The sequence below is a fragment of the Flavobacterium sp. genome (assembly GCF_041392005.1).
In the GTDB taxonomy this organism is placed as follows: Bacteria; Bacteroidota; Bacteroidia; order Flavobacteriales; family Flavobacteriaceae; genus Flavobacterium.
Genome location: NZ_JAWKMX010000003.1, coordinates 42,583 through 68,632, shown reverse-complemented (window position 1 = coordinate 68,632; position 26,050 = coordinate 42,583). Strand labels below are relative to the sequence as shown.

At 33.0% G+C, this 26,050-nt stretch carries 25 protein-coding genes; 13 read left to right on the top strand and 12 right to left on the bottom strand.

Going from position 1 to position 26,050, the window contains the following annotated elements:
* Window positions 1-15 precede the first annotated feature (15 nt).
* Both dprA and R2808_RS02930 read left to right on the top strand, forming a co-directional pair.
* Window positions 16-1,113 carry a DNA-processing protein DprA gene (dprA, locus tag R2808_RS02935; protein WP_371269454.1) on the top strand — a complete coding sequence of 366 codons (1,098 nt, stop codon included), beginning with the start codon at window positions 16-18 and terminating at the stop codon, window positions 1,111-1,113.
* Between the two features lie 38 nt (window positions 1,114-1,151).
* Window positions 1,152-3,725: a phosphoenolpyruvate carboxylase gene (locus tag R2808_RS02930; RefSeq protein ID WP_371269453.1), complete on the top strand. Its 2,574-nt coding sequence runs from the start codon at window positions 1,152-1,154 to the stop codon at window positions 3,723-3,725.
* A gap of 29 nt (window positions 3,726-3,754) precedes the next feature.
* Here R2808_RS02930 and trpS read toward each other — a convergent pair whose 3' ends face one another.
* A complete protein-coding gene (gene trpS / locus R2808_RS02925; RefSeq protein WP_371269452.1) occupies window positions 3,755-4,723 on the bottom strand; it encodes a tryptophan--tRNA ligase in 969 nt (322 codons plus the stop codon).
* Between the two features lie 173 nt (window positions 4,724-4,896).
* Here trpS and R2808_RS02920 point away from each other — a divergent pair, with 173 nt between their 5' ends.
* Complete coding sequence (locus tag R2808_RS02920) at window positions 4,897-5,655, top strand: lysophospholipid acyltransferase family protein (RefSeq protein ID WP_371269451.1); 759 nt, start codon at window positions 4,897-4,899, stop codon at window positions 5,653-5,655.
* 61 nt (window positions 5,656-5,716) lie between these two features.
* On the opposite strand, the gene R2808_RS02915 is transcribed toward R2808_RS02920, so the two are convergent.
* From R2808_RS02915 to recA, 4 genes are all read right to left on the bottom strand, one after another.
* Window positions 5,717-7,105: an outer membrane beta-barrel protein gene (locus R2808_RS02915; RefSeq protein ID WP_371269450.1), complete on the bottom strand. Its 1,389-nt coding sequence runs from the start codon at window positions 7,103-7,105 to the stop codon at window positions 5,717-5,719.
* Entirely contained in the window at window positions 7,105-7,653 is a 549-nt protein-coding gene (locus R2808_RS02910) for an RNA polymerase sigma factor (protein WP_371269448.1), read from the bottom strand. Before R2808_RS02910 ends, R2808_RS02915 begins: the two co-directional genes overlap by 1 nt.
* A 6-nt stretch (window positions 7,654-7,659) precedes the next feature.
* On the bottom strand, window positions 7,660-8,058 hold the full coding sequence (locus R2808_RS02905; RefSeq protein WP_371269447.1) for a hypothetical protein: 399 nt from the start codon (window positions 8,056-8,058) through the stop codon (window positions 7,660-7,662).
* Between the two features lie 91 nt (window positions 8,059-8,149).
* The gene (gene recA / locus R2808_RS02900; RefSeq protein WP_371269446.1) at window positions 8,150-9,151 is read right to left on the bottom strand and encodes a recombinase RecA; all 1,002 of its coding nucleotides are present in this window, start codon (window positions 9,149-9,151) and stop codon (window positions 8,150-8,152) included.
* Between the two features lie 203 nt (window positions 9,152-9,354).
* Here recA and R2808_RS02895 point away from each other — a divergent pair, with 203 nt between their 5' ends.
* The 3 genes from R2808_RS02895 to R2808_RS02885 are packed head-to-tail and all read left to right on the top strand — an operon-like array spanning window position 9,355 to window position 12,190.
* Window positions 9,355-10,722 carry a rhodanese-related sulfurtransferase gene (locus tag R2808_RS02895; RefSeq protein WP_371269445.1) on the top strand — a complete coding sequence of 456 codons (1,368 nt, stop codon included), beginning with the start codon at window positions 9,355-9,357 and terminating at the stop codon, window positions 10,720-10,722.
* A complete protein-coding gene (locus R2808_RS02890; RefSeq protein WP_371269443.1) occupies window positions 10,719-11,960 on the top strand; it encodes a peptidase U32 family protein in 1,242 nt (413 codons plus the stop codon). Before R2808_RS02895 ends, R2808_RS02890 begins: the two co-directional genes overlap by 4 nt.
* Window positions 11,960-12,190: a ferredoxin gene (locus R2808_RS02885; protein WP_371269442.1), complete on the top strand. Its 231-nt coding sequence runs from the start codon at window positions 11,960-11,962 to the stop codon at window positions 12,188-12,190. The genes R2808_RS02890 and R2808_RS02885 overlap by 1 nt, the downstream gene beginning before the upstream one ends.
* Here the strand turns inward: R2808_RS02885 and R2808_RS02880 are convergent, their stop codons facing one another.
* The 7 genes from R2808_RS02880 to R2808_RS02850 form a co-directional block, all read right to left on the bottom strand.
* On the bottom strand, window positions 12,191-12,967 hold the full coding sequence (locus R2808_RS02880; protein ID WP_371269441.1) for an enoyl-CoA hydratase/isomerase family protein: 777 nt from the start codon (window positions 12,965-12,967) through the stop codon (window positions 12,191-12,193).
* Between the two features lies 1 nt (window position 12,968).
* Window positions 12,969-14,396 (bottom strand): PAS domain-containing sensor histidine kinase, encoded by a 1,428-nt coding sequence (locus R2808_RS02875; protein ID WP_371269567.1) that lies wholly within the window; start codon window positions 14,394-14,396, stop codon window positions 12,969-12,971.
* Window positions 14,397-14,453: 57 nt separating this feature from the next.
* Window positions 14,454-14,996 carry a CopD family protein gene (locus R2808_RS02870; protein ID WP_371269440.1) on the bottom strand — a complete coding sequence of 181 codons (543 nt, stop codon included), beginning with the start codon at window positions 14,994-14,996 and terminating at the stop codon, window positions 14,454-14,456.
* On the bottom strand, window positions 14,986-16,338 hold the full coding sequence (locus R2808_RS02865; RefSeq protein ID WP_371269439.1) for an MATE family efflux transporter: 1,353 nt from the start codon (window positions 16,336-16,338) through the stop codon (window positions 14,986-14,988). The genes R2808_RS02870 and R2808_RS02865 overlap by 11 nt, the downstream gene beginning before the upstream one ends.
* Window positions 16,339-16,426: 88 nt before the next feature.
* Entirely contained in the window at window positions 16,427-17,449 is a 1,023-nt protein-coding gene (gene hemH, locus R2808_RS02860; protein WP_371269438.1) for a ferrochelatase, read from the bottom strand.
* 70 nt (window positions 17,450-17,519) lie between these two features.
* Window positions 17,520-17,993: a hypothetical protein gene (locus tag R2808_RS02855; protein WP_371269437.1), complete on the bottom strand. Its 474-nt coding sequence runs from the start codon at window positions 17,991-17,993 to the stop codon at window positions 17,520-17,522.
* A 173-nt stretch (window positions 17,994-18,166) separates the two neighbouring features.
* Window positions 18,167-18,487 (bottom strand): single-stranded DNA-binding protein, encoded by a 321-nt coding sequence (locus R2808_RS02850; protein WP_371269436.1) that lies wholly within the window; start codon window positions 18,485-18,487, stop codon window positions 18,167-18,169.
* Between the two features lie 209 nt (window positions 18,488-18,696).
* On the opposite strand from R2808_RS02850, the gene R2808_RS02845 reads away from it, so the two are divergent.
* The 7 genes from R2808_RS02845 to R2808_RS02815 all read left to right on the top strand — a co-directional run bounded on the left by R2808_RS02845 (window position 18,697) and on the right by R2808_RS02815 (window position 26,048).
* Window positions 18,697-20,223, top strand: coding sequence for a GNAT family N-acetyltransferase (locus R2808_RS02845; RefSeq protein WP_371269435.1), 1,527 nt, complete (start codon window positions 18,697-18,699; stop codon window positions 20,221-20,223).
* A gap of 5 nt (window positions 20,224-20,228) precedes the next feature.
* A complete protein-coding gene (locus R2808_RS02840) occupies window positions 20,229-20,717 on the top strand; it encodes a DUF6265 family protein (protein ID WP_371269434.1) in 489 nt (162 codons plus the stop codon).
* A 36-nt stretch (window positions 20,718-20,753) separates the two neighbouring features.
* Window positions 20,754-21,104 (top strand): hypothetical protein, encoded by a 351-nt coding sequence (locus R2808_RS02835; RefSeq protein ID WP_371269433.1) that lies wholly within the window; start codon window positions 20,754-20,756, stop codon window positions 21,102-21,104.
* A gap of 14 nt (window positions 21,105-21,118) precedes the next feature.
* Window positions 21,119-21,889, top strand: coding sequence for an SDR family NAD(P)-dependent oxidoreductase (locus R2808_RS02830; protein WP_371269432.1), 771 nt, complete (start codon window positions 21,119-21,121; stop codon window positions 21,887-21,889).
* A gap of 120 nt (window positions 21,890-22,009) precedes the next feature.
* Window positions 22,010-23,299, top strand: coding sequence for a stage 0 sporulation family protein (locus R2808_RS02825; RefSeq protein ID WP_371269431.1), 1,290 nt, complete (start codon window positions 22,010-22,012; stop codon window positions 23,297-23,299).
* On the top strand, window positions 23,280-23,771 hold the full coding sequence (locus tag R2808_RS02820; RefSeq protein ID WP_371269430.1) for a gliding motility lipoprotein GldH: 492 nt from the start codon (window positions 23,280-23,282) through the stop codon (window positions 23,769-23,771). Before R2808_RS02825 ends, R2808_RS02820 begins: the two co-directional genes overlap by 20 nt.
* 3 nt (window positions 23,772-23,774) lie before the next feature.
* Complete coding sequence (locus R2808_RS02815; RefSeq protein WP_371269429.1) at window positions 23,775-26,048, top strand: penicillin-binding protein 1A; 2,274 nt, start codon at window positions 23,775-23,777, stop codon at window positions 26,046-26,048.
* Window positions 26,049-26,050 lie beyond the last annotated feature (2 nt).

Here is a 26,050-nt window from a genome sequence, read left to right as displayed (position 1 = left end):
TTAAAAATATACGCCATGAATCAGAACGAATTGTTCTTTACACTTGCCCTTACGCAAGTAGAAGGAATAGGAACGATTACCGCAAAAAAGTTACTACACCATTTTGGAACTGCCGAAGAAATTTTTAAAGCTAAAAAAACAGATTTAGCAAAAATTGATGGCATAGGTAAAAACATCATCAATAATTTAAAAAAAAACCACTTTTTTAAAACTGCCGAAAACGAATTGCAGTTTATTGAAAAAGAAAAGCTTTCGGTTCTGTATTTTCAAAACGAAAATTATCCCGAAAAACTCAAACATTGTTTTGATGCACCTTTATTATTATTTCAATCTGGAAATATCAACTTGTCTAATCCTAAAATAATTAGTATCGTTGGCACACGCAATATTACTAGTTATGGAATTGATTTTACCAAAAAATTTATTGAAGAAATAGCACCATTAAACCCTATTATTATAAGTGGTTTCGCCTACGGTGTCGATATTTTGGCGCATCAAGCAGCATTAGAAAACAACTTGCAAACTATTGCTGTTTTAGCACACGGTTTAAACCAAATTTATCCTAAAAGTCATAAAAAATATATGGCAAAAATGGAACAAAATGGTGGTTTTTTAACCGAATTTTGGACACACTCGAAACCCGATAGAGAAAACTTTGTAAAACGCAATCGTATTGTAGCGGGCATAAGCGAAGCTACTTTAGTGATAGAAAGCGCCGAAAAAGGTGGTTCGCTAATTACAGCTCAAATTGCTAACGATTATAATCGCGAAGTATTTGCCGTTCCTGGTCGCGTAGCCGATAAATACAGTCAAGGTTGCCACAATTTAATTAAAACCCAGCGAGCACAACTTATAACCTCTGCTGCAGATTTAGTGTATTTATTAAATTGGGAGCTACAAAAAAAAGAAAAGCCCATACAAAAGCAATTATTTGTTTCGTTAGATGAAAACGAACAAAAAATATATAATTATTTACTAAATAAAAACGAACACCTCGATAGTATTGCTATAGCTTGTGATATTCCTGTATTTAAATTGTCGGGGTTATTGCTCAATATGGAGCTAAAAGGTGTTGTAAAACCTTTACCAGGCAAAATTTTTGAAGCCATTTAATTTTTAAGTAACTTTAGGTGCAAAAATTTTACACAAACATGTACACATTACCTAAAACGGAACGTTTTCAAGAGCAAGTAGCCTCTAAATACAATATTTATAATAGTATTTTTATGACCTTGCCTTTCGATAAAATTGACAATACTGGTGCCTTGTTGCCGCTTTTTTCTAAAATTTGTGAAAGTGGCTATGCTAATGGAAAAAATCCAAAAGAAATAGTAGAACAATTTTTCGATACGTATATAGAAAATGTTTCGGAAGAACAAAAAATCAATTTATTTTTTCGGTTTATTCAATATGTAGAACGCCAAGTAGTTTTATTTGATGCTATTGAAGATGCAGCGTTTTCCATTATAAACAATTTAGAAGGTCGAGGCTCTTTAAGAGGAATTAAAGAAAATGCCGACCAGCGTTTTCAGAAAAAAGAGTTGTTAGAATTTCTAGAAAATTTTAACGTAAAAACAGTATTAACAGCGCACCCAACGCAATTTTATCCAGGTTCAGTTTTAGGAATAATAACAGATTTAACGGAAGCAATCAAAAAAAATAATTTAGCACAAATTGAACAACTTTTAGCACAATTAGGAAAAACACCTTTTATAAAAAAAGAAAAACCAACACCATATGATGAAGCGGTAAGTTTAATTTGGTACCTAGAAAATGTTTTCTATGAAACTATAGGGAATATGATGCACTATATTCAAAAAAATATTGCAAAAAACAATACCCTAGAAAACAACCCTTTTTCTCTAGGGTTTTGGCCAGGTGGCGACCGCGATGGCAATCCTTTTGTTACAACCGAAATTACTTTACATGTAGCCGATAGGTTGCGAACTTCAATATTAAAATGTTACTATTTAGATGTTCGAAAATTAAAGCGAAAATTAACCTTTTCTGGAGTTGACGTTTTAGTTACTGAATTAGAAACTAAATTATACCGTTCTGTATTTTATTCGCAAGGCGAAATTTTTATTACCCAAAAAGAATTTGAAAATTATCTGATAGAAATCAAAAAATTGTTAGTTAACAAACATCAAAGTTTATATCTTGATGATGTAAATGCACTTTTACAAAAATTTGAAGTTTTTGGCTTTCATTTTGCATCATTAGATATTCGTCAGAATAGTAAAATTCACAAACAAGTTTTTGAAGATATTATTGCAAAAAACACCGCATTGTTTGGTACCAATTTCAATCAATTAAAAGAAACTGATAAACTAAAAAAGTTAGTTACTATTACGGCTAATTTAAACTACAATAATTTTGATGACGAATTTACCCAACGGACTATTAGTTCTATAAAAGCAATCAAAACTATTCAAGAAAAAAATGGCGAAAAAGGTTGTCATAGATATATTATTAGTAATAATGAAACGGCTCAAAATGTGCTAGAAGCTTACGCATTATTTGGGCTTTGTGGTTGGCAAAACCCTTCGGTAGATATTGTACCATTATTTGAAAGTGTTAGCGATTTAGAAAATGCGGCTCAAGTTATGGAGCAATTATATTTGTTACCCGAATATAAAGAACATTTAAAAAGACGAAAAAACAAGCAAACTATTATGCTTGGTTTTTCTGACGGTACTAAAGATGGTGGCTACTTAATGGCAAATTGGGCCATTTATAAAGCGAAAGTAGCATTAACACAAATGGCTAGAAAATACGATATTGATGTTATCTTTTTTGATGGACGCGGCGGACCACCGGCACGTGGTGGCGGAAAAACAAGCCAATTTTACGCCTCATTAGGTCCAGAAATTGAAAATAGAGAATTACAGTTGACCATTCAAGGACAAACCATAAGTTCTAATTTTGGAACTTTAGATTCGTGCCAATATAATTTAGAAAATTTACTCGCGGCTGGAGCTAACAATCAGGTTTTTCATAAAAATGAAAATCTACTTTCGCAAAAAGAAAAAGAAATTATGCAAGAGCTTTGCGAAATTAGCTATCAAAAATATACAGCCTTTAAAAATCATCCAAAATTTGTTTCGTACTTAGAAGAAATGAGTACACTAAATTATTATGCAAAAACCAATATAGGAAGTCGCCCATCTAAACGAAAACAAGCTGATAAATTAAATTTAGACGATTTGCGCGCTATTCCATTTGTAGGTTCTTGGAGCCAATTAAAACAAAATGTTCCGGGTTTTTTTGGTGTAGGAACTGCATTGCAACATTTTGAAAAAGAAAATCGTTGGCGTGAAGTGAATGATTTATACAACAGTTCGTTGTTTTTCAAAACCTTAATCGAAAACAGTATGATGGCGCTAAGCAAATCTTTTTTTCCGCTTACCGCTTACATGAAAAACGATGCTGAATTTGGCGAATTTTGGCAACTTATTTTCGAAGAATATAAAAATACTTTGCGTTTACTTTTAAAACTTACGGGTTTTAGTACATTAATGGAAAACGAACCTTCAGGTAAAGCTTCTATCGAATTACGAGAAAAAATTGTTTTACCTTTACTTACGGTTCAACAATATGCTTTAATGCACCTGCGCGTACTTAAACAAAATTCGGAACAAAATGCTAAAGCTATTGAAGTGTATGAAAAAATTGTAACACGTTCCCTTTTTGGAAATATAAATGCGAGTAGAAATTCGGCGTAAAAAAAGGAACTCAATAGAGTTCCTTTTTTCTAATATCCTAATTTCTCACGAACGCGTTTTAAAACACCATTTGCAACTTTACTTGCTTTGGCAGCACCTTCTTGTAGTAATTGATCTAATTCTTCAAGATTGTTCATGTAGTAGTTATATTTTTCTCTTTCGGTTGCAAACCGTTCAACGATTAATTCAAATAAAGCTTGTTTTGCATGGCCGTAACCATAACCGCCAGCTAAATAATTGGTTCGCATTTGTTCAACTTGCTCTGGAGTAGCTAACAATTTATACAATGCAAAACAGTTGCAAGTAGCTGGGTTTTTAGGTTCTTCTAGCGGTGTACTATCGGTTTGAATGGCCATTATTTGTTTGCGTAATGCTTTATCTTCTAAAAAAATATTAATAAAATTATTACGCGATTTACTCATTTTTTCGCCATCGGTTCCAGGAATTAACTTCGTTTCTTCATCTATTTTTGCTTCAGGAAGTACTAAAGTTTCTCCCATTTGATGATTGAAACGAGAAGCTACATCGCGTGTAATTTCAATATGTTGTAATTGATCTTTTCCTACTGGTACAACCTCAGCATCATAAGCTAAAATATCGGCAGCCATTAACATTGGGTATGTAAATAAACCTGCATTTACATCTTCTAAACGATCGGCTTTATCTTTAAATGAATGTGCCAATGTTAAGCGTTGAAAAGGGAAAAAACAGCTTAAATACCACGACAATTCGGTTACTTGAGGCACATCGCTTTGACGGTAAAAAACTACTTTATTCGTATCTAAACCACACGCAAGCCAAGTAGCTGCTGTACTATAAGTGTTTGCTCTTAATGTTTCGCCATTTTTTATTTGTGTAATCGAATGCAAATCGGCAATGAACAAAAACGATTCATTTTCCGGATTTTTAGTCATTTCAATAGCTGGTAAAATGGCACCTAATAAGTTTCCTAAATGAGGTGTACCTGTGCTTTGAACTCCAGTTAAAATTTTTGCCATTTTTAATTAAATTTCTGCAAAAATACGGTTTTATGTAGGATTTCATTAATTTAATTTTAATTACTTTTGGGATAATTTGAACAAGACATAGGCTGTTTTAACCCTGATTGCAGTGGAAATCTTTTTATGAAATAAAAAATTGAAACGAAAAGCAGGAATAGGGTTTCCAAAAAATGCCTGTGCAAATTGTTACTAATAAAATTAAAATGAAATATTTATTTTGGATTGTATGGCGTATTTGGTTTTACATTTTAATTATGTTGCCAATTGTTGTTCTTTCGCCGGTTTTATTACTTTTAGTGAGTTCTGAAAAAACCTATCCGCAATTTTTTAAAGTGGCAAGAGCTTGGGGGAAATTTGTTTTATGGGGAATGGGCTTTTACTACAAAATTGATTTTGAACAACCGCTTGAAAAAGGAAAAAGTTATATGCTAATTGCCAACCACACATCGATGACAGATATTATGCTGATGCTGGTTGTGGTTAAAGATAATCCGTTTGTATTTGTGGGGAAAAAAGAATTGTCAAAATTTCCAATTTTCGGTTTTTTCTACAAGCGTGTTTGTATTATGGTAGATCGAAGTAGTAGCAAAAGTAGGTTTCAAGTTTTTGAACGTGCACAAAAGCGTTTGCAACAAGGTTTAAGTATTTGTATTTTTCCTGAAGGCGGCGTGCCTGATGATGAAAGGATTGTTTTAGACGAATTTAAAGATGGTGCTTTTCGTTTAGCTATTGAACATCAAATTCCGATAATTCCGATGAGTTTTGTAGATAATAAAAAGCGTTTTCCTTTTCGTTTTTTTAGTGGTAAACCTGGTAGAATGCGTGTAAAAGTTCATGCACCTATTGAAACTTTGGGCTATACTTTAGAGAACAAACAATTTATAAAAGAGCAAGCTAGAGCAGCTATTTTAAAAGATTTAAAGCATTAAAAAAGTCCCTTGGCCTAGGGACTCTTTTAGCTTCACCTTTTACAAGTAATGAAACAACCAACTAAAATTTATAACTTAAACCTGTGTATAAGCCGATAGTGTACGGATTAAAATTTGTAGTACTACTATCGAACGTATTAATTTGATATTTAAATGTAGGTTGTAAATTGGCACTTAACGATTTAAACAACCTGTAACTAATACCAATTCCAAAATTTCCACTAAAAGACACATCGCTAATGTTTGTGGCTTTACCAATTGGTATTTCTGTTTGGTTTGTAACCAAAGACACGCTGTTTTCGTTTAAAAACAAAGTACTAAAACCGCCTATTATTTCTAAGTTTAATCTGTTTTTTTGTACAAAAGCGTACGATAATTCTACAGGAACTTCAATAAAACCATATTTTTGATTAATAGTTCCATCGTATTTTATTAGATCTATTGGATCCGCTATAAACTGCCTTGGACTCTGAATAACCTTGCTGTCTAAATTAATAAAGGTAGCCGCAGCAGTAGGTAATATATTGTTCATTTTTGCAGCATTTTCATTTTGATAAAAAGCTACTTCATTTGTCTCGTGGCTTAAATTCATTTTACTTACACCTGTTCTAATACTTAATTTTGTTGTAATAGCGTACTGAACTCCTACACCATAGCTTATACTATTTTGATACGATTTTGAGTTAGAATTAAACTTAGAGTCTAGTGCGCTTTCGTTTGAAAACGAATTGAAATAAACGGGCGCAGCAGTAGAACTAACGGCCCATTTACTTCTTTTCTCTTCTTTTTCATCAGCATTTTCCCCTTCTTCATCTTTTTGTTTAAGCAATTTTTCTAATTCATTTTCTTTTTCTTCGTTTTCTACAAGTGTAATTTCTGTTTGTTTTTCTATGGTTTCAGCTTTGTTTTCTAAAGCTATTACTCTATTTTCTTTCTCTTTATTTTGTTCTTCCGTTACTATTGCATTTGTGTAAATAGGCACTGCAATTTCTTTATTTTGGGCTAACTCAGACTGTTGTTGTTGATAACTTGTAGTTGTTTTTGATACTGTTATTTTATTATTGTGTTTGTTGTTTTTGCCTTCTTTATTTTCGCTATTTGTTGTTGCAACAATAGTAGAAAAAGCTGTAATTTCTTCGTTTTCGAAAACTTTATTTTCTTCTGATTTTTCTGTTTTGTCTAATTCTTCTTGATTAACAATTGTATTGTTTATTGTGTTTCCATCGGTTTTTATTGTGGTTGTTGTATTGTTCTTAAAAAGAATTGTTACAAAAAAAGCCAAACCAGCAGCAACACCTGCTACTTTAAACCAAAACGGAATAAAACGCCTTTTCTTTTCTTTTTTATTAAGTTTTGCTTCTATATTTTTCCAAGCATCTTGAGGTGGTTGCACTTCAAAATTTTTGAATTTTTCTTGAAACAAATTTTCTATATTTTTTTTGTGTTTCATTACTTTACACTTTTACTTAACGGTAATGAATAGTTTTCAATTTTATTTTTTAATATTCCTTTTGCTCGTGCTAAGTTAGATTTTGATGTTCCTTCTGATATTTCTAGCATTGTTGCTATTTCTTTGTGCGAAAAACCATCAATAACATATAAATTAAAAACCAATCGATATCTTTCTGGTAACTCTTGAATAATGACGTTTAAATATTCTACTGGTATATCTTCTTCCTTTTCAATTTCTTCATTTTGTGTTTCTACAAATTCATTAGTAAGAATTTCTAATACACCTTTTTTAGCTCTATATTGTTGTAAAATATAATTAATTACGACTCGTTTTGCCCAGCCTTCAAAAGAACCTTTAAATTGGTATTTTTTTATTTTTTCAAAAATTAATAAAAATCCTTCTTGTAAGTTGTCTTGAGCTTCTTCATAATTACGCGAATATTTAAGACAAACCGCAAAAACTTTTGGACTTAGCGTCTTATATAACTGCTCTTGGGCTTTTCTATTTTGTCTTTGACATTCATGTATAATTTGCTCAAGTTCCAATATTTTTTAATTTACTTGCACAACATGTTCTGTATAATTTCCTTCTTCGTTTAAAAATTTTAAGGTATAAGTACCCGAAACACTTGTTTCAAAATTATAGTGCACTTCATATTCTCCTTCACTTGTTGCATCGGCACAATTTGTTTCGTGTAATTTTATAACTTGAACGGCAAATTCTATTTCATTATTTGGTTTTGCAGCAACATACACTTTGCTAAATAAATAACAAGTTGTTGGTCGTATGTATCGTAATGTTATAGTATTGTCTTGATTTACCTCAAAAACCTCTGGTAATTCAACTGAAGAAGTGGGTAATAAATAATATTCGTTTCGAACCTCTTCTTCTGTAGAACACGATAAACTAATTACAAAAACGACCAATACTGCAATTATTTTTCTTATCATATAGAACAATTGTACTTTAATATACGATGCTAAATTTATAAAAAGGTTGCGTTAAAATAATAAAAAATCCCGAAATAATCGGGATTTACTATTAGGCTTGTTCTTTTAAATAATCTTTAATTTTTTCTTCTAATTCATCCATTAACTCTGGATTGTCTTTTATTAATGCTTTAACGGCATCGCGGCCTTGTCCTAATTTGGTGTCACCATAACTAAACCAAGAACCACTTTTTTTAACAATTTCATAATCTACAGCTAAATCTAATATTTCACCCACTTTAGAAATTCCTTCGCCATACATAATGTCGAATTCGGCCGTTCTAAATGGTGGTGCTACTTTGTTTTTTACAATTTTTACTTTAGCACGGTTTCCTATTACGTTTTCTCCATCTTTTATTTGTGAAGATTTTCTAATATCTACACGTACTGATGCATAAAATTTTAACGCATTACCACCTGTTGTAGTTTCGGGATTGCCAAACATTACGCCAATTTTATCGCGTAACTGATTAATAAAAAATACGGTACAATTGGTTTTATGTATTGTTCCTGTTAATTTACGTAATGCTTGCGACATTAAGCGTGCGTGTAATCCCATTTTACTGTCGCCCATATCGCCCTCTATTTCACTTTTTGGTGTAAGTGCCGCAACCGAGTCGATTACCACAATATCAACAGCACTTGAACGGATTAAACTTTCGGCAATTTCCAGCGCTTGTTCGCCATTATCGGGTTGCGAAATAATTAGGTTATCGATATCTACGCCAAGTTTTTGAGCATAAAAACGGTCGAAAGCGTGCTCGGCATCAATAAATGCCGCTATTCCACCTGCTTTTTGAGCTTCGGCAATGGCGTGTAAAGTTAACGTGGTTTTACCTGACGATTCTGGTCCGTAAATTTCAACGATTCTCCCTTTTGGATAACCATTTACTCCAAGAGCAATATCTAATCCAAGAGAGCCAGAAGAAATGGTTTCTACTTCTTCTACGGCAGAATCGCCCATTTTCATTACAGTACCTTTACCATAGGTTTTGTCTAATTTGTCTAACGTTAATTGAAGGGCTTTTAATTTGGCTTCTTTATCTGAACTCATAATAAAAATATTTTGTGTAAAAATACAATTTTTTTATTCTCTAAAAATTTTAGGTTAACAACAAAAAATCAAGCAACTAATTATAAATCAGTTCTTTCATTTACAAATACTTACATTTTTTACTTCAAAAAATAGCTGTATATTTGCACCCGAATTCTTCCATTTAGAATTCAAAAAATAATTTCTCACTTAAATGTTATAGCATGCAACTGTACAACACTTTAAGCGCAGAAGAACGTGCCCGATTAATTGAAGAAGCGGGTAAAGAAAGAATCACACTTTCGTTCTATGCGTATGCCAAAATTGAAAACCCTCAACAATTTCGCGACGATTTATTTTTAGCTTGGAATGCACTCGACGCTTTAGGTCGAATTTATGTTGCTCACGAAGGAATTAATGCACAAATGAGTGTGCCTGCCGATCAATTTGAAGCATTTAAAAACACTTTAGACGCTTATGATTTTATGCGTGGCATCCGTTTAAATGTAGCGCGTGAACAAGACGATCATTCTTTTTTAAAATTAACCATAAAAGTACGTCATAAAATCGTTGCCGATGGTTTAAATGATGCTACTTTTGATGTAACCAATAAAGGCATTCATTTAAGAGCTAAAGAATTTAATCAATTATTAGATGATCCTAATACTATTGTAGTCGATTTTCGCAATCATTACGAAAGTGAAGTGGGGCATTTTAAAGGTGCCATTACTCCCGATGTAGATACCTTTCGCGAAAGTTTACCAATTATCAATGAGCAATTAAAAGATTTTAAAGAAGATAAAAACTTGTTGATGTATTGCACTGGTGGTATTCGTTGCGAAAAAGCATCGGCTTATTTTAAACATCAAGGTTTTAAAAATGTGTATCAGTTAGAAGGCGGAGTTATTGAATATGCACGACAAGTAAAAGCGGAAAATTTAGACAGTAAATTTATTGGTAAAAATTTCGTTTTTGATAATCGATTGGGCGAACGTATTACAGATGATATTATTTCGCAATGCCATCAATGCGGAAAACCTTGCGATACCCACACCAATTGTGCAAATGATGGTTGCCATTTATTATTTATACAATGCGATGAATGTGCTTCTAAAATGGATCATTGTTGTTCTAGCGAATGTCAAGAAATTATTCATTTGCCATTAGTTGAACAAATCAAACTTAGAAAAGGTAGAAGCAATAGCAATAAAATTTTCAAAAAAGGAAAATCAGATGCGTTAAAGTTTAAACACTCAGGTTCACTTTCTGATGTGCCACTTGCCAAAGCAAAATCCGAAGGTGATTTAGCTATTCGTCAAAAAGTTGCACCAAAAAAAGTATTAGTTGGAAATGGCGAACATTATTATGCAAAATCACAAGTTGCTTTATTTTTACTTTCAAACAAAGAAATCGAAATAGGTGATACACTATTAATTTCGGGACCAACAACAGGCGAAGTAAAATTTACTTTAGAAAAAATGTTGGTTAACGGAATCGAAAATTCAACAGCAAAAGCAGGAGATAAAATCACAGTTGAATTGCCTTTTAAAATTAGAAAATCGGATAAATTATTTAAATTTATTTCAAAATGACAACTACTGGAAAAATTGAATTAATGGCGCCAGCCGGAAACTTTGAAGCACTACAAGCTGCGTTAGACAATGGTTGTGATTCGGTGTATTTTGGTGTAGAACAATTGAATATGCGTGCTCGAGCATCGATGAATTTTGTTTTAGATGATTTACCAGAAATTGCTCGTCGTTGTCAAGAAAAAAATGTACGAACCTACTTAACATTAAATACGATTATTTACGATCACGATTTATCGATTGTAAAAACTCTATTAAACAAAGCGAAAGCAGCAAATATTACCGCTGTTATTGCTGCCGATCAAGCAGTAATTATGACTGCTCGTAGTATTGGTATGGAAGTACATATTTCTACCCAAGTAAATGTTACCAATATTGAAACGGTAAAGTTTTATGCAATGTTTGCCGATACCATAGTGTTATCGCGTGAATTAAGTTTGCGTCAAGTAAAGAAAATTACGGAACAAATTGAAAAAGAACAAGTAAAAGGGCCAAGTGGTAATTTGGTTGAAATTGAAATTTTTGGGCATGGTGCTTTATGTATGGCGGTTTCGGGTAAATGCTATTTGAGTTTGCATTCGCACAATTCTTCTGCTAATAGAGGAGCTTGTAAGCAGAATTGTCGTAAAAAATATACCGTTATTGATCAAGAAAGTGGCTTTGAAATCGAAATTGATAACGAATACATGATGTCACCTAAAGATTTATGTACTATCGATTTTCTAGATCAAGTTATTGATTCTGGCATTAAAGTTTTAAAAATTGAAGGTCGAGGTCGTGCTCCTGAATATGTGGCTACAGTAATTAAAACCTACCGCGAGGCAATTGACGCCTATTACGAAGGTGTTTTTTCTCAGGAAAAAGTTAGCGAATGGATGGAAGCATTAAATACCGTTTACAACCGAGGATTTTGGAGTGGTTATTATTTAGGTCAAAAGTTAGGCGAATGGAGTAAAGAATCGGGCAGTAGTGCCACACAAAAAAAAGTGTATATTGGCAAAGGCGTTCATTATTTTCCGAAAGCAGCAATTGGAGAGTTTAAAATTGAAGCGTATGACTTAAAAAAAGGTGATAAAATTTTAATAACTGGTCCTTCAACAGGTGTTCAAGAAATGCTTATTGAAGATATGATGGTAAATGATGAAAATTTAGATAAAGCCACCAAAGGCGATAGCTTAACCTTAAAATTACCATTTCGCATTCGTTTGTCGGATAAATTATACAAAATTGTTGAAGCCTAATGGTTGTTGTTACCTTACAAAGAGATAAATGTATTGGTTGCAATTACTGTGTTGAATTTGCACCAAGGCAGTTTCAAATGTCTAAAAAAGACGGAAAAACGGTTTTAATAAAATCTGTAAACAATAAAGGGTTTCACACCTTAAAATCGCATGACCATACAATAGTTGAAGTTTGTGAGCAAGCTGAAAAAGCCTGCCCAGTGCATATTATTTCTGTGAAAGAAATATAGTTATTTTCCAGGAAAATTCGCTTTGCGTTTTTCTAAAAAAGCCGTTGTTCCTTCTTTAAAATCTTCCGTTCCAAAACAGTTGCCAAAGTTTTTAATTTCAACATTATAGCCATTAATGCCTTCTTCAAAATTAGCATTAATTGATTGTATCGCTTTTGCTATTGCCACACTTGAGTTTTTGGTTATTTTTACAGCAATATCTTTAGTAAAAGACAACAATTCTTCTTGGTTTACTACATTGTTAACCAACCCGTAATTTAAAGCCGTTTGTGCATCAATCATTTTTGCAGTCATTATCATTTCCATAGCGCGTCCTTTTCCTACTAGTTGCGTTAAACGTTGTGTTCCGCCATAACCTGGAATTACACCTAGAGTTACTTCGGGTAAACCCATTTTTGCATTATCGGAAGCAATACGAAAATGACACGCCATAGCCAATTCTAATCCGCCACCAAGAGCAAAACCGTTTACCGCTGCAATAACTGGCGTTTCCAAATTTTGAACAAAATCGAATAGTAGCGCTTGTCCTTCTGCCGCTAGTTTTTCGCCTTCTTCAACCGAAAAATGAGCAAACTCTGCAATATCGGCTCCTGCCACAAAGGCTTTTTCGCCACTTCCTGTTACAATAATTGCTTTTGTATTTTTGTCTTCGTTAAGTTGTTTAAAAGCTTGGTTTAGTTCTTGAATGGTAGCTTTATTTAACGCATTTAATTTAGTTGGACGATTAATGGTTACAACTGCAATATTTTCGGTTTTTTCAATTAAAATATTTTCCATTTTATAGTGTTTTTGTATGTTTTGCAACAGGAAACGAAACTGTAAAAGTTGTGCCTTTATTAATTTCGCTTTCAAAGGTAATTGTTCCGTTATAATTTTCAATTATATTTTTTATGATTGCCAAACCAAGTCCCATTCCGCTAGATTTTGTAGTAAACTTTGGTTCAAATATTCGTTGTTGATTTTCGGTAGAAATTCCTATTCCGTTATCTTTTACTGAAATTTCAACATTATTGGCTTGCTTAAAAACAGAAACTAAAACTAATTTATTTTCTTGATTTTCTGGAATAGCTTGAATAGCGTTTTTAACCAAATTGGTAATAACGCGAATTAGTTGCGTTCTATCGAAAACGGCAATAATTTTGTCTTCAGACGCTTGAAACTGAATAAAGTTTTCATTAAAAATATCTAATGCTAATTGTACTATTTTTACTACGTTTAATGTTTCGTTTTGTTGCGCTGGCATAGAAGCAAAGTTAGAAAACGCATTGGCAACAGAACTCATAGTATCTATTTGTTGAATTAATGTGGCACTAAAATCGTTTAATTTTTGTTTTATTTCTGGGTCGTTCTCATTAAATCGTCTTTGAAAACTTTGCACCGTTAAACGCATTGGCGTAAGCGGATTTTTAATTTCGTGAGCCACTTGCTTTGCCATTTCGCGCCAAGCTTGTTCGCGTTCGTTTTGTGCTAATTTCGATTTACTTTGTTCTAATTGATCAACCATATTGTTATACGATTCAATTAAAACATTAATTTCTTTGCTTCCGTCTTGTAATTCGAGTTTTGGATTTTCTTTACTAAAATTGGTTTCTCTAATTTTATCGCTTATTAATTGTAATGATTTTGTAATATAGCTCGATAAAAAATACGACAAAACAATGGCAATTAAAAACATTACCAAATATACTTGCCCAAATCGGATTAAAAAACTTTTTACCTCGTTGTCGTAAAAACTCGTATCTTCTTCATATGGTAAATTTAATATTCCTAGTGGTTTAAATTTATTATCTTTTATATACGAATACGACGAACGGAATTGATTGCCGTTAACGGTTAAAAACTCGATGTAGCGTTTATCTAGTGTTCCTTGTAAAATACGAAGTGTTGCGTTGTTTATTTTAGATGGTATTGTATCTACTTTAAAAACAGGTTTAGACGAAATGAGCAAATTGCCTTTTAAGTCGTAAATATTAATATCCATACTATGAATATCAGACAACTCGTGTATTTTATCTTTAAAAATATACGGAATATTCTCTGTAGTTAGTGGATAGGTTGTGGTTTTTAAAACGTAATTTATATTTTCTACAATTGAATTTTCTTTTCGTTCTAATCGATCTTGATGATAATTTTTGGCTTCCTTTCTAAATTGATAAATAGAAACTAGCGCAATTAATACCGAAGCTATTAAGGTTAAAAACAACATAGATAAGAAAATTCTTACCCGAAGCGATAGCTGATTTAAATTTAATAGTCGATACATTTAGGAATTGTTCTTTTCGCGAATTCGTTTATACAACTTAAATCCGAGCATTAAAAGTACGGAAAAAAGTAGAATTCCTACTACACCATAAATCCAATTTATAGCATTTTTAAGGATAACCAAAAATACTACAGCAAATAAAATTATGGTAGCGACTTCGTTCCACAAGCGAAAAAAATTTGAAGAATACTTTACTTGGTTGCGTTGTAATTGTTTAAAAATTTGATGGCATTTTAAGTGATACAAATACAATAAAAACACAAAAAACAATTTAACGTGCATCCACGGCTGTTGTAACCACGTTGGGTTTAAATAAAGCAACCAAAAAGCAAAAATACTTGCTATAATAGCACTTGGCCAAGTTATAATATACCACAAGCGGTATTGCATTACTTGGTATTGTTGTATTAAAATATCTTGTTCGGGTTGTGGTTTTTGTTTGGCTTCGGCATGATACACAAACAATCGAACAATATAAAACAAGCCTGCAAACCAAGTAATAACAAAAATTAAATGTAGTGCTTTTATGTAGTTATAATCCATTTTCAATAGGTTTTAACTTTACATTCATTTCTCTTTTCAAAAAAATAGCTGTAACCAAAGTTGATAGCACATCGGCAATAGGAAATGAAATCCACACCCCAAAGATACCAAAATAATGTGGCAAAACTAAAACCAGCGGAATTAAGAAAAAACCTTGCTTGGTTAACGTTAATAACAATGCTGGAATAGCTTTTCCGGCTGCCTGAAAATAGGCTGCACCAATTAATTGAATGGCAATAATGGGCGATGCTCCAAAAACCCAACGCAATGCAGAAGGTGTTTCTTCTATAATTTTAGCATCGGTAGTAAATACCGATACAATGGGTTTTGCAAAAATTACAATAACAATGAAAATTAAGGTTGCTAAAAAAGCCGCCCATTTAATCGAAATTGAGATTGATTGGCTAACTCTATCAAACTTTTTGGCTCCATAATTATATCCTGCAATAGGAATAAAGCCTTGTGTTACGCCTAAAATAGGAAACAAAGCAAACATTAACATTCTACTAATTATACCATAAACAGCAACCGAATGTTCGCCACCGTGAATAAACAAAATATGATTGAGAATTATCGATAAAAGCGCCACAACTCCTTGCCGAGCAAAAGTTACAAAACCTAACGACGTAATTTCTCTTACAATTGCAGTATTTAATAATAAATATTTTGACCTAATTTTTAATTCGCTTTTAAATACAAAAAACCAAAGAATAAAAACAAAACACAAAAAATATGAAATTGACGTAGCCAAAGCTGCTCCAAACATTCCTAAATTAAGAATTTTTATAAAAACAACATCTAAAATTATGTTTCCAAATGCAGGAATAATCATAGCATACATTGCGAACTTGGGCTTTCCTTCGGCACGAATAACCGTGTTTCCCATCATACACAAGGCTAAAAACGGAACACCTAATAAAACAGGTAAAAAAAACTCGTGCGCTGGTGCTTTTATATCTCCATTTGCTCCAAATAATAGTAGTATTTCGTGTGAAAAAAAATAGCCTACTAAAACAGACGCTAATGCTAAAGTTAAAGTAATCATTAACTGATTGCCAAAGGTTGTTAATGCTTTTTCTTTATTTCCAGCTCCTAAAGCTCTCGAAATAATAGAACTACCGCCTATTCCTATTGCCATTCCTAAAGAGGAAATTAAAAATGTAATCGGTAAAACAACTGAAACCGCTGCAATAGCAAGCGAACCAATCCACTGACCAACAAAAATAGTATCTATTAAAATATTTATAGACATAAACAATATTCCTATTGATGCAGGAATAGATTGTTTTAGTAACAATTTTGGAATATCAAGAACTCCTAATTCTGATGAAGTTGTTTTCATCTAATTATTCATTTGTTTTTAATACATTAAATCGATTTCACTAATAAATTTAGATTAGTCTTATTTTCTATTATGCTTATTTCATCTGTTAACTTTGCGTTGCCCATTGGTCAATCCAGCGGCTTAGTGTTTGTGTCCAATCGTCATTATCGTTTAAACAAGGAACAGCTAAAAAGTTTTCGCCTCCGTTTTCTTTAAAACTGTGTGCGGCTTCCATGCCAATTTCTTCTAGAGTTTCTAAACAATCTGAAACAAAAGCGGGTGTTACTACCGCTAAATTTTTAATTCCTTTTTGAGCCAATTCATCAATTGTAGCATCGGTATAAGGTTGTAACCACGGGTCTTTTCCTAAACGCGATTGAAACGAGGTGCTAAATGTTCCTTCTTGTAAATTTAAAAACTGGGCAACTTGTTTTGTTGTTTCATAGCATTGATGGCGATAACAAAATTCATGCGCTTTTGATGGTGTATTGCAACAATTTCCATCTATTTTACAATGGTTTTTGGTAACATCTGATTTTTTAATGTGCCGTTCTGGAACGCCATGATAGGAAAACAAAATATAATCAGCTTTAAAATTGTGTAACGCGTTTTGCAAAGCGTTTGATAAATTCCGAATATAATCGGCTTGATTATAAAACGCAGGAAGAATTGTAAAATTTAAATGCGGAAATTTATTTTTTCTAATTTCTTCAGCCTCTACTAAAATTGTTTCGGTAGTAGCCATAGCAAATTGCGGATACAATGGAAATAGCAAAACTTCGGTTACACCTTTGCTGTGTAATTCTTGCAAACCAGCTTCAATACTAGGATTTCCATATCGCATAGCCAACGCAACAGGAATACTTGTTTGGTGTTGTACTTTCTTTTGTAAGCGTTTAGAAAACACAATTAAAGGAGAACCTTCGGGCCACCATATTTTTTTATAGGCTGCAGCCGATTTTTTAGGTCGTGTGTTAAGTATAATTCCTTTTACAAGAAAAGCACGTAAAAGATATGGAATATCTATTACACGTTTATCCATTAAAAATTGATCGAGATATTTTTTTACATCTTTTAATTCGGTACTATCGGGCGAACCCAAGTTTACCAATAAAACACCTTTACTCACTTTAGTAATTTTTGACAAAAATACTAAAGTTTAAACAAAGCGAATAAAATTATATGGTATTACTATTATTTTAGGGTAAAGAAGCGCCGTCTTCAGCGTTAAAAATAGTCCAGTTTAACCCGTCGCTTACAATTAACACAGAACGCAAGTGGTTATCATACATAAAAAGATTACTTGAACCACCAGAGGTAATTCCCTTTAAAAAAAACAATCCATTAGGTGTTATTAACTGGGCTGTGTTACTATTGTGTATATTTCGTATAAAATAAACACGCCCAGGATATTGCGTAGGATCTGGAAGTTCAAATTTATCGTCGTTACTAGACGGCGAAACCGATATATAAACACCGTCGTTAAGCAGAACAGAACTACCTCCACCACCTGTACCATTACCATTAACCGATACCGTTTTAACTGATAGATTTCCGTTTATATCTAAAGTGCTTTTAGGCGATGTAGTATTTATTCCTACTTGAGCAGAACTTACAAAAGATACTAAAAACATAACTATTAAACCAATTGTTGTAAAAGTAGAATTTTTCATTTTTAACAATTTAATAACCTAAATGTACTATTTTGATAATCAACAAGCAATTATTCTAGCTTCTTGCTTTTTCCGAAAACGTTTTCGTGTTGATAAAAAACTAGAAAAATCACTTTTTCTTACTTTTTTAAAAATAAAATTATAAAAAAGGCGGTTAAACAACCGCCTTTTAATCACTTTCCTAAAAGTAGTATTTCCGAAATCAACACTTCCGAAACATACCGTTTGTTTCCTTCTTTATCATCATAACTTCGATGTGTAAGTTTACCTTCAATAGCAATTTCTTTTCCTTTACTTACATACTTTTCAATAATTTCGGCAGTTTTACCCCAAGCAGCAATTCTGTGCCATTCGGTTTGTTCTACTTTTTCGTTTTTGTCGTTGTAATAAAAATCGTTTGTAGCAAGTGTAATATTAGCTACTTTTTTACCGTTTACGGTTTTAACTTCAGGTTCTTGACCTACGTGTCCGATTAATTGAACTTTGTTTTTCATGGCGTGTAAAATTTAAATGTTTAAAAAAATAATATTTGATTTTTGTCATCTTGATAGAGCTTAAACTCGTTCGTTCGGTTTGACGGTGCAAAGATTTTATAATTACAAAACGTTATTCGGTTATTAGCTATTTACTTTCGGTTGTAAATAATTGTAAGCGTTTGTAAACGGAAATTTTATTTCTTATCTTTGAAAAAACTAACATTTTTATGCAACAACAAATTAAAAAAGTAGCACTGCGAAATTTACAGATTGAAGATTACAAACAGTTAAAAGAATCAATGATTGAGGCCTATCCTGATATGGAAAACGCTTATTGGGACGAAAAGCACATTAAAGAGTTGTTAGCTGTTTTTCCCGAAGGTCAATTGGTAATACTTGCCGATGATGTGGTTGTGGGTTCTGCTTTATCTATAATAGTTCCCGAAAAAACAGCTTATAAATTACATAATTATAAAGAAATTACTGGAAATTATTCGTTTTCTACGCATACAAAAAAAGGGGAAATTTTATACGGAATCGATGTGTTTATTAACCCAAATTATCGTGGCTTGCGTTTAGGTAGGCGTTTATATGATGCCAGAAAAGAATTGTGCGAACAACTAAATCTAAAAGCTATTGTTTTTGCAGGTAGAATTCCTAATTATTTGCAATATGCCGATAACTATTCGCCTAAAGAATTTATAGAAAAAGTAAAGAAAAAAGAAATTTATGATCCGGTTTTATCGTTTCAATTAAGCAACGATTTTCAACCCGTTCGTGTTATGCGTAATTATTTACAAGGCGATAAAAATTCGCAAGAATTTGCCGTTTTACTCGATTGGAATAATATTTATTACGAAGAAGAAAAGAAACTAATTAATGTAGAAAAAAGTGTTATTCGTTTGGGGTTAATTCAGTGGCAAATGCGTTTGCTTCGCAATTTAGATGCGCTTTACGAACAAACCGAATTTTTTATCGATGCCGTTTCAGGTTATGGTAGCGACTTCGCGCTATTTCCAGAATTTTTTACTGCACCGCTAATGGCCGATTTTAACCACTTAAGCGAAGCCGAAGCCATACGAGAATTAGCAAAATACACCGATGCGGTTAAAAACAAAATGCAGGAATTTGCCATTTCGTATAACATAAATATTATTACTGGAAGTATGCCCTTTTTAGAAGACGGACATGTTTATAATGTTGGTTTTCTTTGTCGCCGCGATGGAACTAGCGAAATGTATCGCAAAATTCATATTACGCCAAATGAAGTTTTTCATTGGGGAATTACGGGTGGCAACACCATACAAACCTTCGACACCGACTGCGGAAAAATAGGAATTGTAATTTGCTACGATGTAGAATTTCCAGAACTCTCGCGTTTAATGGCAGACGAAGGTATGAATATTCTGTTTGTTCCCTTTTTAACCGATACACAAAACGGTTACACGCGTGTTAAACATTGTGCTCAAGCTCGAGCTATAGAAAATGAATGTTATGTAGCCATTGCGGGTTGTGTAGGTAATTTACCTAAAGTAAACAATATGGATATTCAGTATGCTCAAGCGGCAGTTTTTACACCATCAGATTTTGCATTTCCAAGTAATGGAATAAAAGCCGAAGCGACACCAAATACCGAAATGACTTTAATTGTAGATGTAGATATTGAAGCATTAAAAGAATTGCACGAACACGGAAGTGTGCAAATAATGAAAGATCGCCGACACGATTTATATAGTTTAAAAAAATTAAAATAAAAACTATGAAAAACCTTTTACTTTTTTTTAGCGTTCTATTTTTAACGCTGTCGTGTAAAGCCCAAAATACTTTAACTTATAATAATGAAAAAGGGGTGTCAAAAGCAACTCTACAAGATGTAGAATGGATTTCGGGTACATGGCGAGGCGAAGCTATGGGTGGCATTTGCGAAGAATTTTGGGATAAACCAAGCGCTGGTACAATGCTGTTTTGTTTTAAATTTATAGAAAACGGAAAAGTCGTATTTTACGAATTAGGTCATATTAAACAAATTGACAATTCGTTGGTGTTAGAAATAAAACACTTTGGTCCCGATTTAAAAGGTTGGGAAAAACAAGATGAAAAAGAAAGTTTTCAATTAGTAAAAATTGAAAGTAATAAAGTTTATTTCGACCGATTTACGTTTGAAAAAGTATCCGAAAACGAAATGAATATTTATGTAGTTTTTGAAGAAAGTGGAAAAGAAATGAAGTTTAATTACAAACGGATGTAATTTGAATTATCTAAAAAATTGAAATAAAATAAAAAAATGAATAAAGCTTGTTTAGAATGTGGCGATAAAATTATGGGTCGCGAAGATAAAAAATTTTGTAGCGATGGCTGCCGTAATGCCTACAACAACAAAATGAACAAAGACCAAAATAATTTAATGCGAAACATTAACAACAAACTTCGTAAAAATTATCGCATTCTTTGCGCTTTAAACCCAAACGATAAAACCAAAACTTCGAGAACAAAACTAATTGCAAAAGGCTTCGATTTCGATTTTTTTACCTCTATTTACCAAACCAAAAACGGCAATATGTACTATTTTTTATACGATCAAGGCTATATGGAAATTGAAAACGACGGCTTTTTACTAGTAAAAAAAGAGAATTGATTTTTAGATAATAGATGAAAGAGAAAAGAAAAAAAATTTCAATTTTAGGCTGTGGTTGGCTGGGTTTACCTTTAGCCGAGCAATTAATACAACAAGGTTTTTTTATAAAAGGTTCAACAACAACCAAAGAAAAAGAAGCTGTTTTATTACAAAATAAAATTCAACCTTTTATTGTTTCTTTATCCGAAAAAAAAATCGTTGGAAACATTGAAGATTTTTTACAAAATTCCGAAATTCTAATTATCAATATTCCCCCAAAACTTAGAAAAGAAAACGCAGAAAATTTTGTTCAAAAAATCGAAAATCTAATTCCGTTTATCGAACAGTCAACAATTAAAAAAGTCCTTTTTGTAAGTTCAATTTCCGTTTACGCCGATGAATTTCCTATTGTAGAAATCAATGAAAATTCAATTCCAAATCCAACCACAGAAAGCGGAAAGCAACTGTTGGAAACCGAAAAATTATTATTGTCGAATCCTAATTTTCAAACAACAATTATCCGTTTAGGCGGATTAATTGGAAAAAATCGTCATCCGGTCTATTATTTAGCAGGAAAAACCAATTTGCCTAACCCAGAAGCTCCTATCAATTTTATTTCGCAAGAGAATGCAATTTCTTTATTGGTTAAATTAATAAAAACGAGTAAAGAAATTAAAATCGTAAATGGAGTTGATCAAAATCATCGTACTCGGCAAGAATTTTACACTTCAGAAGCTAAACGATTAAATCTAATTGTCCCACAATTCAATAAAAATACAATAAGTAAAGGAAAGAAAGTGCGTTAAATTCGATTGCATTTTATCTCGTTTACAACTCAAAAAAATATGCTATCTTTACACCCAAAGTACACTTTTTTTAAGTAGTTCCGTTATAATAACAGGAACGATAACAATAGAAACAAAATTATGGCATGTAATAACTGTTCCAGCGGAGCCAAAGACGGCACTCCAAAAGGATGTAAAAATAACGGTTCGTGCGGCACCGAAAGCTGTAATAAATTAACAGTATTCGACTGGCTATCGAACATGAATTTACCACAAGAACAACAAGCGTTCGACGTGGTTGAAGTACGCTTTAAAAACGGACGAAAAGAATTTTTACGAAACACCGAAAAATTATCGCTTGCTATAGGCGACATTGTAGCTACCGAAGCTTCTCCTGGGCACGATGTAGGAATTGTTTCACTAGCAGGCGAATTGGTAAAAGTACAAATGAAAAAAAAGAAGGTAGCTGTAGATAGCGAACTTTCTAAAGTTTACCGAAAAGCATCTCAAAAAGATATCGACATTTGGAGTGAAGCTCGAAACAAAGAAGAGGCTGTTAGAATGCGAGCTCGTGAACTTGCCATAGCACTAAATCTGGAAATGAAAATTTCCGATGTAGAATTTCAAGGCGACGGTTCTAAAGCAACCTTTTTTTACACAGCAAACGACCGTGTCGATTTTCGTCAATTAATTAAAGATTTTGCTCGAGAATTTGGAATTCGCATCGAAATGAAACAAGTAGGTTTCCGTCAAGAAGCAGCACGTTTAGGCGGCATTGGTTCATGTGGTCGCGAACTGTGTTGTTCTACTTGGCTTACCGATTTCAGAAGCGTTAACACATCGGCAGCACGTTATCAGCAATTATCGTTAAACCCACAAAAACTAGCCGGACAATGCGGAAAATTAAAATGCTGTTTAAACTATGAACTTGACACTTATTTAGATGCTTTGCAAGATTTTCCCGATTCGGAAACGCGATTAAAAACAGAAAAAGGAATGGCAAAGTGCCAAAAAGTAGATATTTTTAAAGGAATAATGTGGTTTTGCTACGAAGACAACTACTCGCAATGGCATACGTTAAAAGTAGAACAAGTACAGGAAATTATAGCATTAAACAAAGCACAAAAAACAGTGGCTGCTCTTGAAGATTTTGTGTTTGAAATGCAACTTGATGAGCCTAAAAATTTCCAAAATGTTGTAGGACAAGATTCGCTTAATCGATTTGATACACCAAAAAAGAAAAACAATCGAAATAAAAAACGAAAACGAAACGAAGCTAACACTGTTGCTGCTAAAAACGAACAAAAACAAACAGTAAACACAGTTGAAAAAACAGAGCAAAATACTACTAATTCGCAACCCAAAAACAATAAAAAAGGAAAACGAAATAAAGGAAATTACAATAAAAGAAATGCGCCTAAAAAAGAGTAAATACTGGATAATGCTAGTGTTTTTTGGACTACTAGTTGCTTGCGACGGCAAACAAGTTTTCGATAGTTATCAAAAACTAGATGGAAATTGGGCAAAAAACGACAGCATCCGCTTCGAGTTTGAACAAACCGACACCATTAATCCGTATAATTTATTTTTAAATATTCGAGATAATAAAAAATATCCGTTTTCGAATATTTTTTTAATTGTTAATTTTAAAAACCCAAAAAACGAAGTTAAAATTGACACTTTAGAATACGAAATGGCTTTTCCTAACGGAGAATTAATGGGTAGTGGTTTTTCCGATATTAAAGAAAATAAACTTTGGTATCAAGAAAACTTTACATTTAACAAATCTGGAAAATACGAAGTTATTATTACACAAGCTGTTCGCGAAACAGGAGAAGTTAATGGCGTAGAGGAACTTCCAGGAATTACAGAAATAGGTTTTAGAATAGAAAAAACAAACTAAAATATGGCGAACACTAAAAAAAATCAGCCTAATTATAAAATATATATAAAGCGCTTTTGGCAAATCTTTTTCGGCGGATTAGCTTTTGTAATCTTATTATTCCTTTTAGCTTCTTTAGGACTATTAGGTCATATGCCAAGCTTCGAAAAATTAGAAAATCCCGATTCTAATATTGCTACCGAAATTATTTCTTCCGATGGTGTTGTACTCGGAAAATATTATGCCGAAAACAGAGTTCCTGTAAATTATAACGATTTGCCACCGCATTTAGTGAAAGCTTTAGTGGCTACAGAAGACGAACGGTTTTACGAGCATTCTGGTATAGATGCACGAGGAACTGCTAGAGCTGTATTAAAATTAGGAACCGATGGCGGTGCAAGTACCATTACACAACAGTTAGCTAAAAACCTCTTTCACGGAGCAGACGGTTCTAAGAATATTGTAATGCGAATTGTTCAAAAAATTAAAGAATGGATTATTGCTGTTCGCCTAGAACGTCAATATACCAAACAAGAAATAATAGCAATGTATCTTAACCAAGTCGATTTTGTAAACAATGCAATAGGAATTAATTCGGCAGCAAAAACCTATTTTAACAAAACCCCAAAAGAGTTAACTATAGAAGAAAGCGCTGTTATTGTGGGTATGTTAACCAATCCTTCAAAATTCAACCCTAATCGCTTTGTAGAACGTTCTACAACCCGAAGAAATGTTGTACTTGGGCAATTGGTACGCAATAATGTTATTAACGAAAAACAATTCGATTCGCTTAAAAAAATTCCAATTAAACTAGATTTTAAACCCGAAAGCCACGCATCTGGTTATGCTACTTATTTTCGTGAATATTTACGAAACTATATGAAGCAATGGGCAAAAAATCATAAAAAAGAAGACGGTTCCGAATACGATATTTACCGCGATGGTTTAAAAATATATGTTACTATCGATTCTAAAATGCAGCAATATGCCGAAGAGGCTGTTGCAGAACATTTACCTATTTTACAAAAGAAATTTTTCGAACTTTCTAAAGGAAAAAAGAATGCGCCATTTGTAAACATTACCGATGCTGAAACCGAACGCATTATGAACAGAGCTATGCGCGATTCGGAAAGATGGTACGTTATGAAAGAAGATGGGAAATCGGAGAAAGAAATATTGGCTTCGTTCGATAAAAAAACAAAAATGAAAGTTTTTTCTTGGAAAGGCGAAATCGACACCTTAATGACACCTCGCGATTCTATACGCTATTACAAGCATTTCCTTCAAACCGGTATGATGGCAATGGAACCGCAAACGGGACATATAAAAGCTTGGGTAGGTGGTATTAATTACAAATATTTTCAATACGACCACGTAGGACAAGGGGCACGCCAAGTAGGCTCTACCTTTAAACCTTTTGTATATGCAACTGCTATAGAACAATTAGGTATGTCGCCTTGCGATTCTATTATTGATGGTCCTTTTACAATGCCAAAAGGTAAATGGAATATTGGCGCTTCTTGGTCGCCTAAAAATTCTGACAACACTTATAGAGGTATGATGCGATTAAGTAGTGCACTTGCTAATTCTGTTAATACCGTTTCTGCTAAATTAATGGATCGTGTTGGCCCTAAAGCTGTAATTGATATGGCGCACGATTTAGGTGTAACTACCGAAATTCCCGAGCAACCTGCAATTGCACTTGGTGCTGTTGAAATTACGGTACAAGAAATGGTAGGAGCTTTTAGTACCTTTGTTAATAAAGGGGTATATATTCAACCTACTTTTATTACACGAATTGAAGATAAAAACGGAATTGTACTCGAACAAATTATTCCCGAAAGTAAAGATGTAATGAACCAAAGTGTAGCCTATGCTATTATAGAATTAATGAAAGGTGTTACAAAAGACGGTACAGGACAGCGTTTAGGTTGGGGAGGTGTTAGAGGTTTAACACAATACGATTATAAATTTAAAAATCCTATTGCAGGTAAAACAGGAACTTCTCAAAACAATTCCGACGGTTGGTTTATGGGTATGGTGCCTAATTTAGCCGCTGGTGTATGGGTAGGAAACGATGACCGTGCAGCTCATTTTAGAAGCACACTTTATGGACAAGGCGCAACTATGGCATTACCTATCTGGGGAATTTTCATGGATAAATGCTACAAAGACAAAGAATTAAATATTTCAAGCGAAGATTTTGAACGACCTAAAGACCTAACCATTAAAGTAGATTGCTGGAAAAGAAAAGTTGATACATTGTCTATAGACGAACCAAGTATTGATGAATTTTAAAA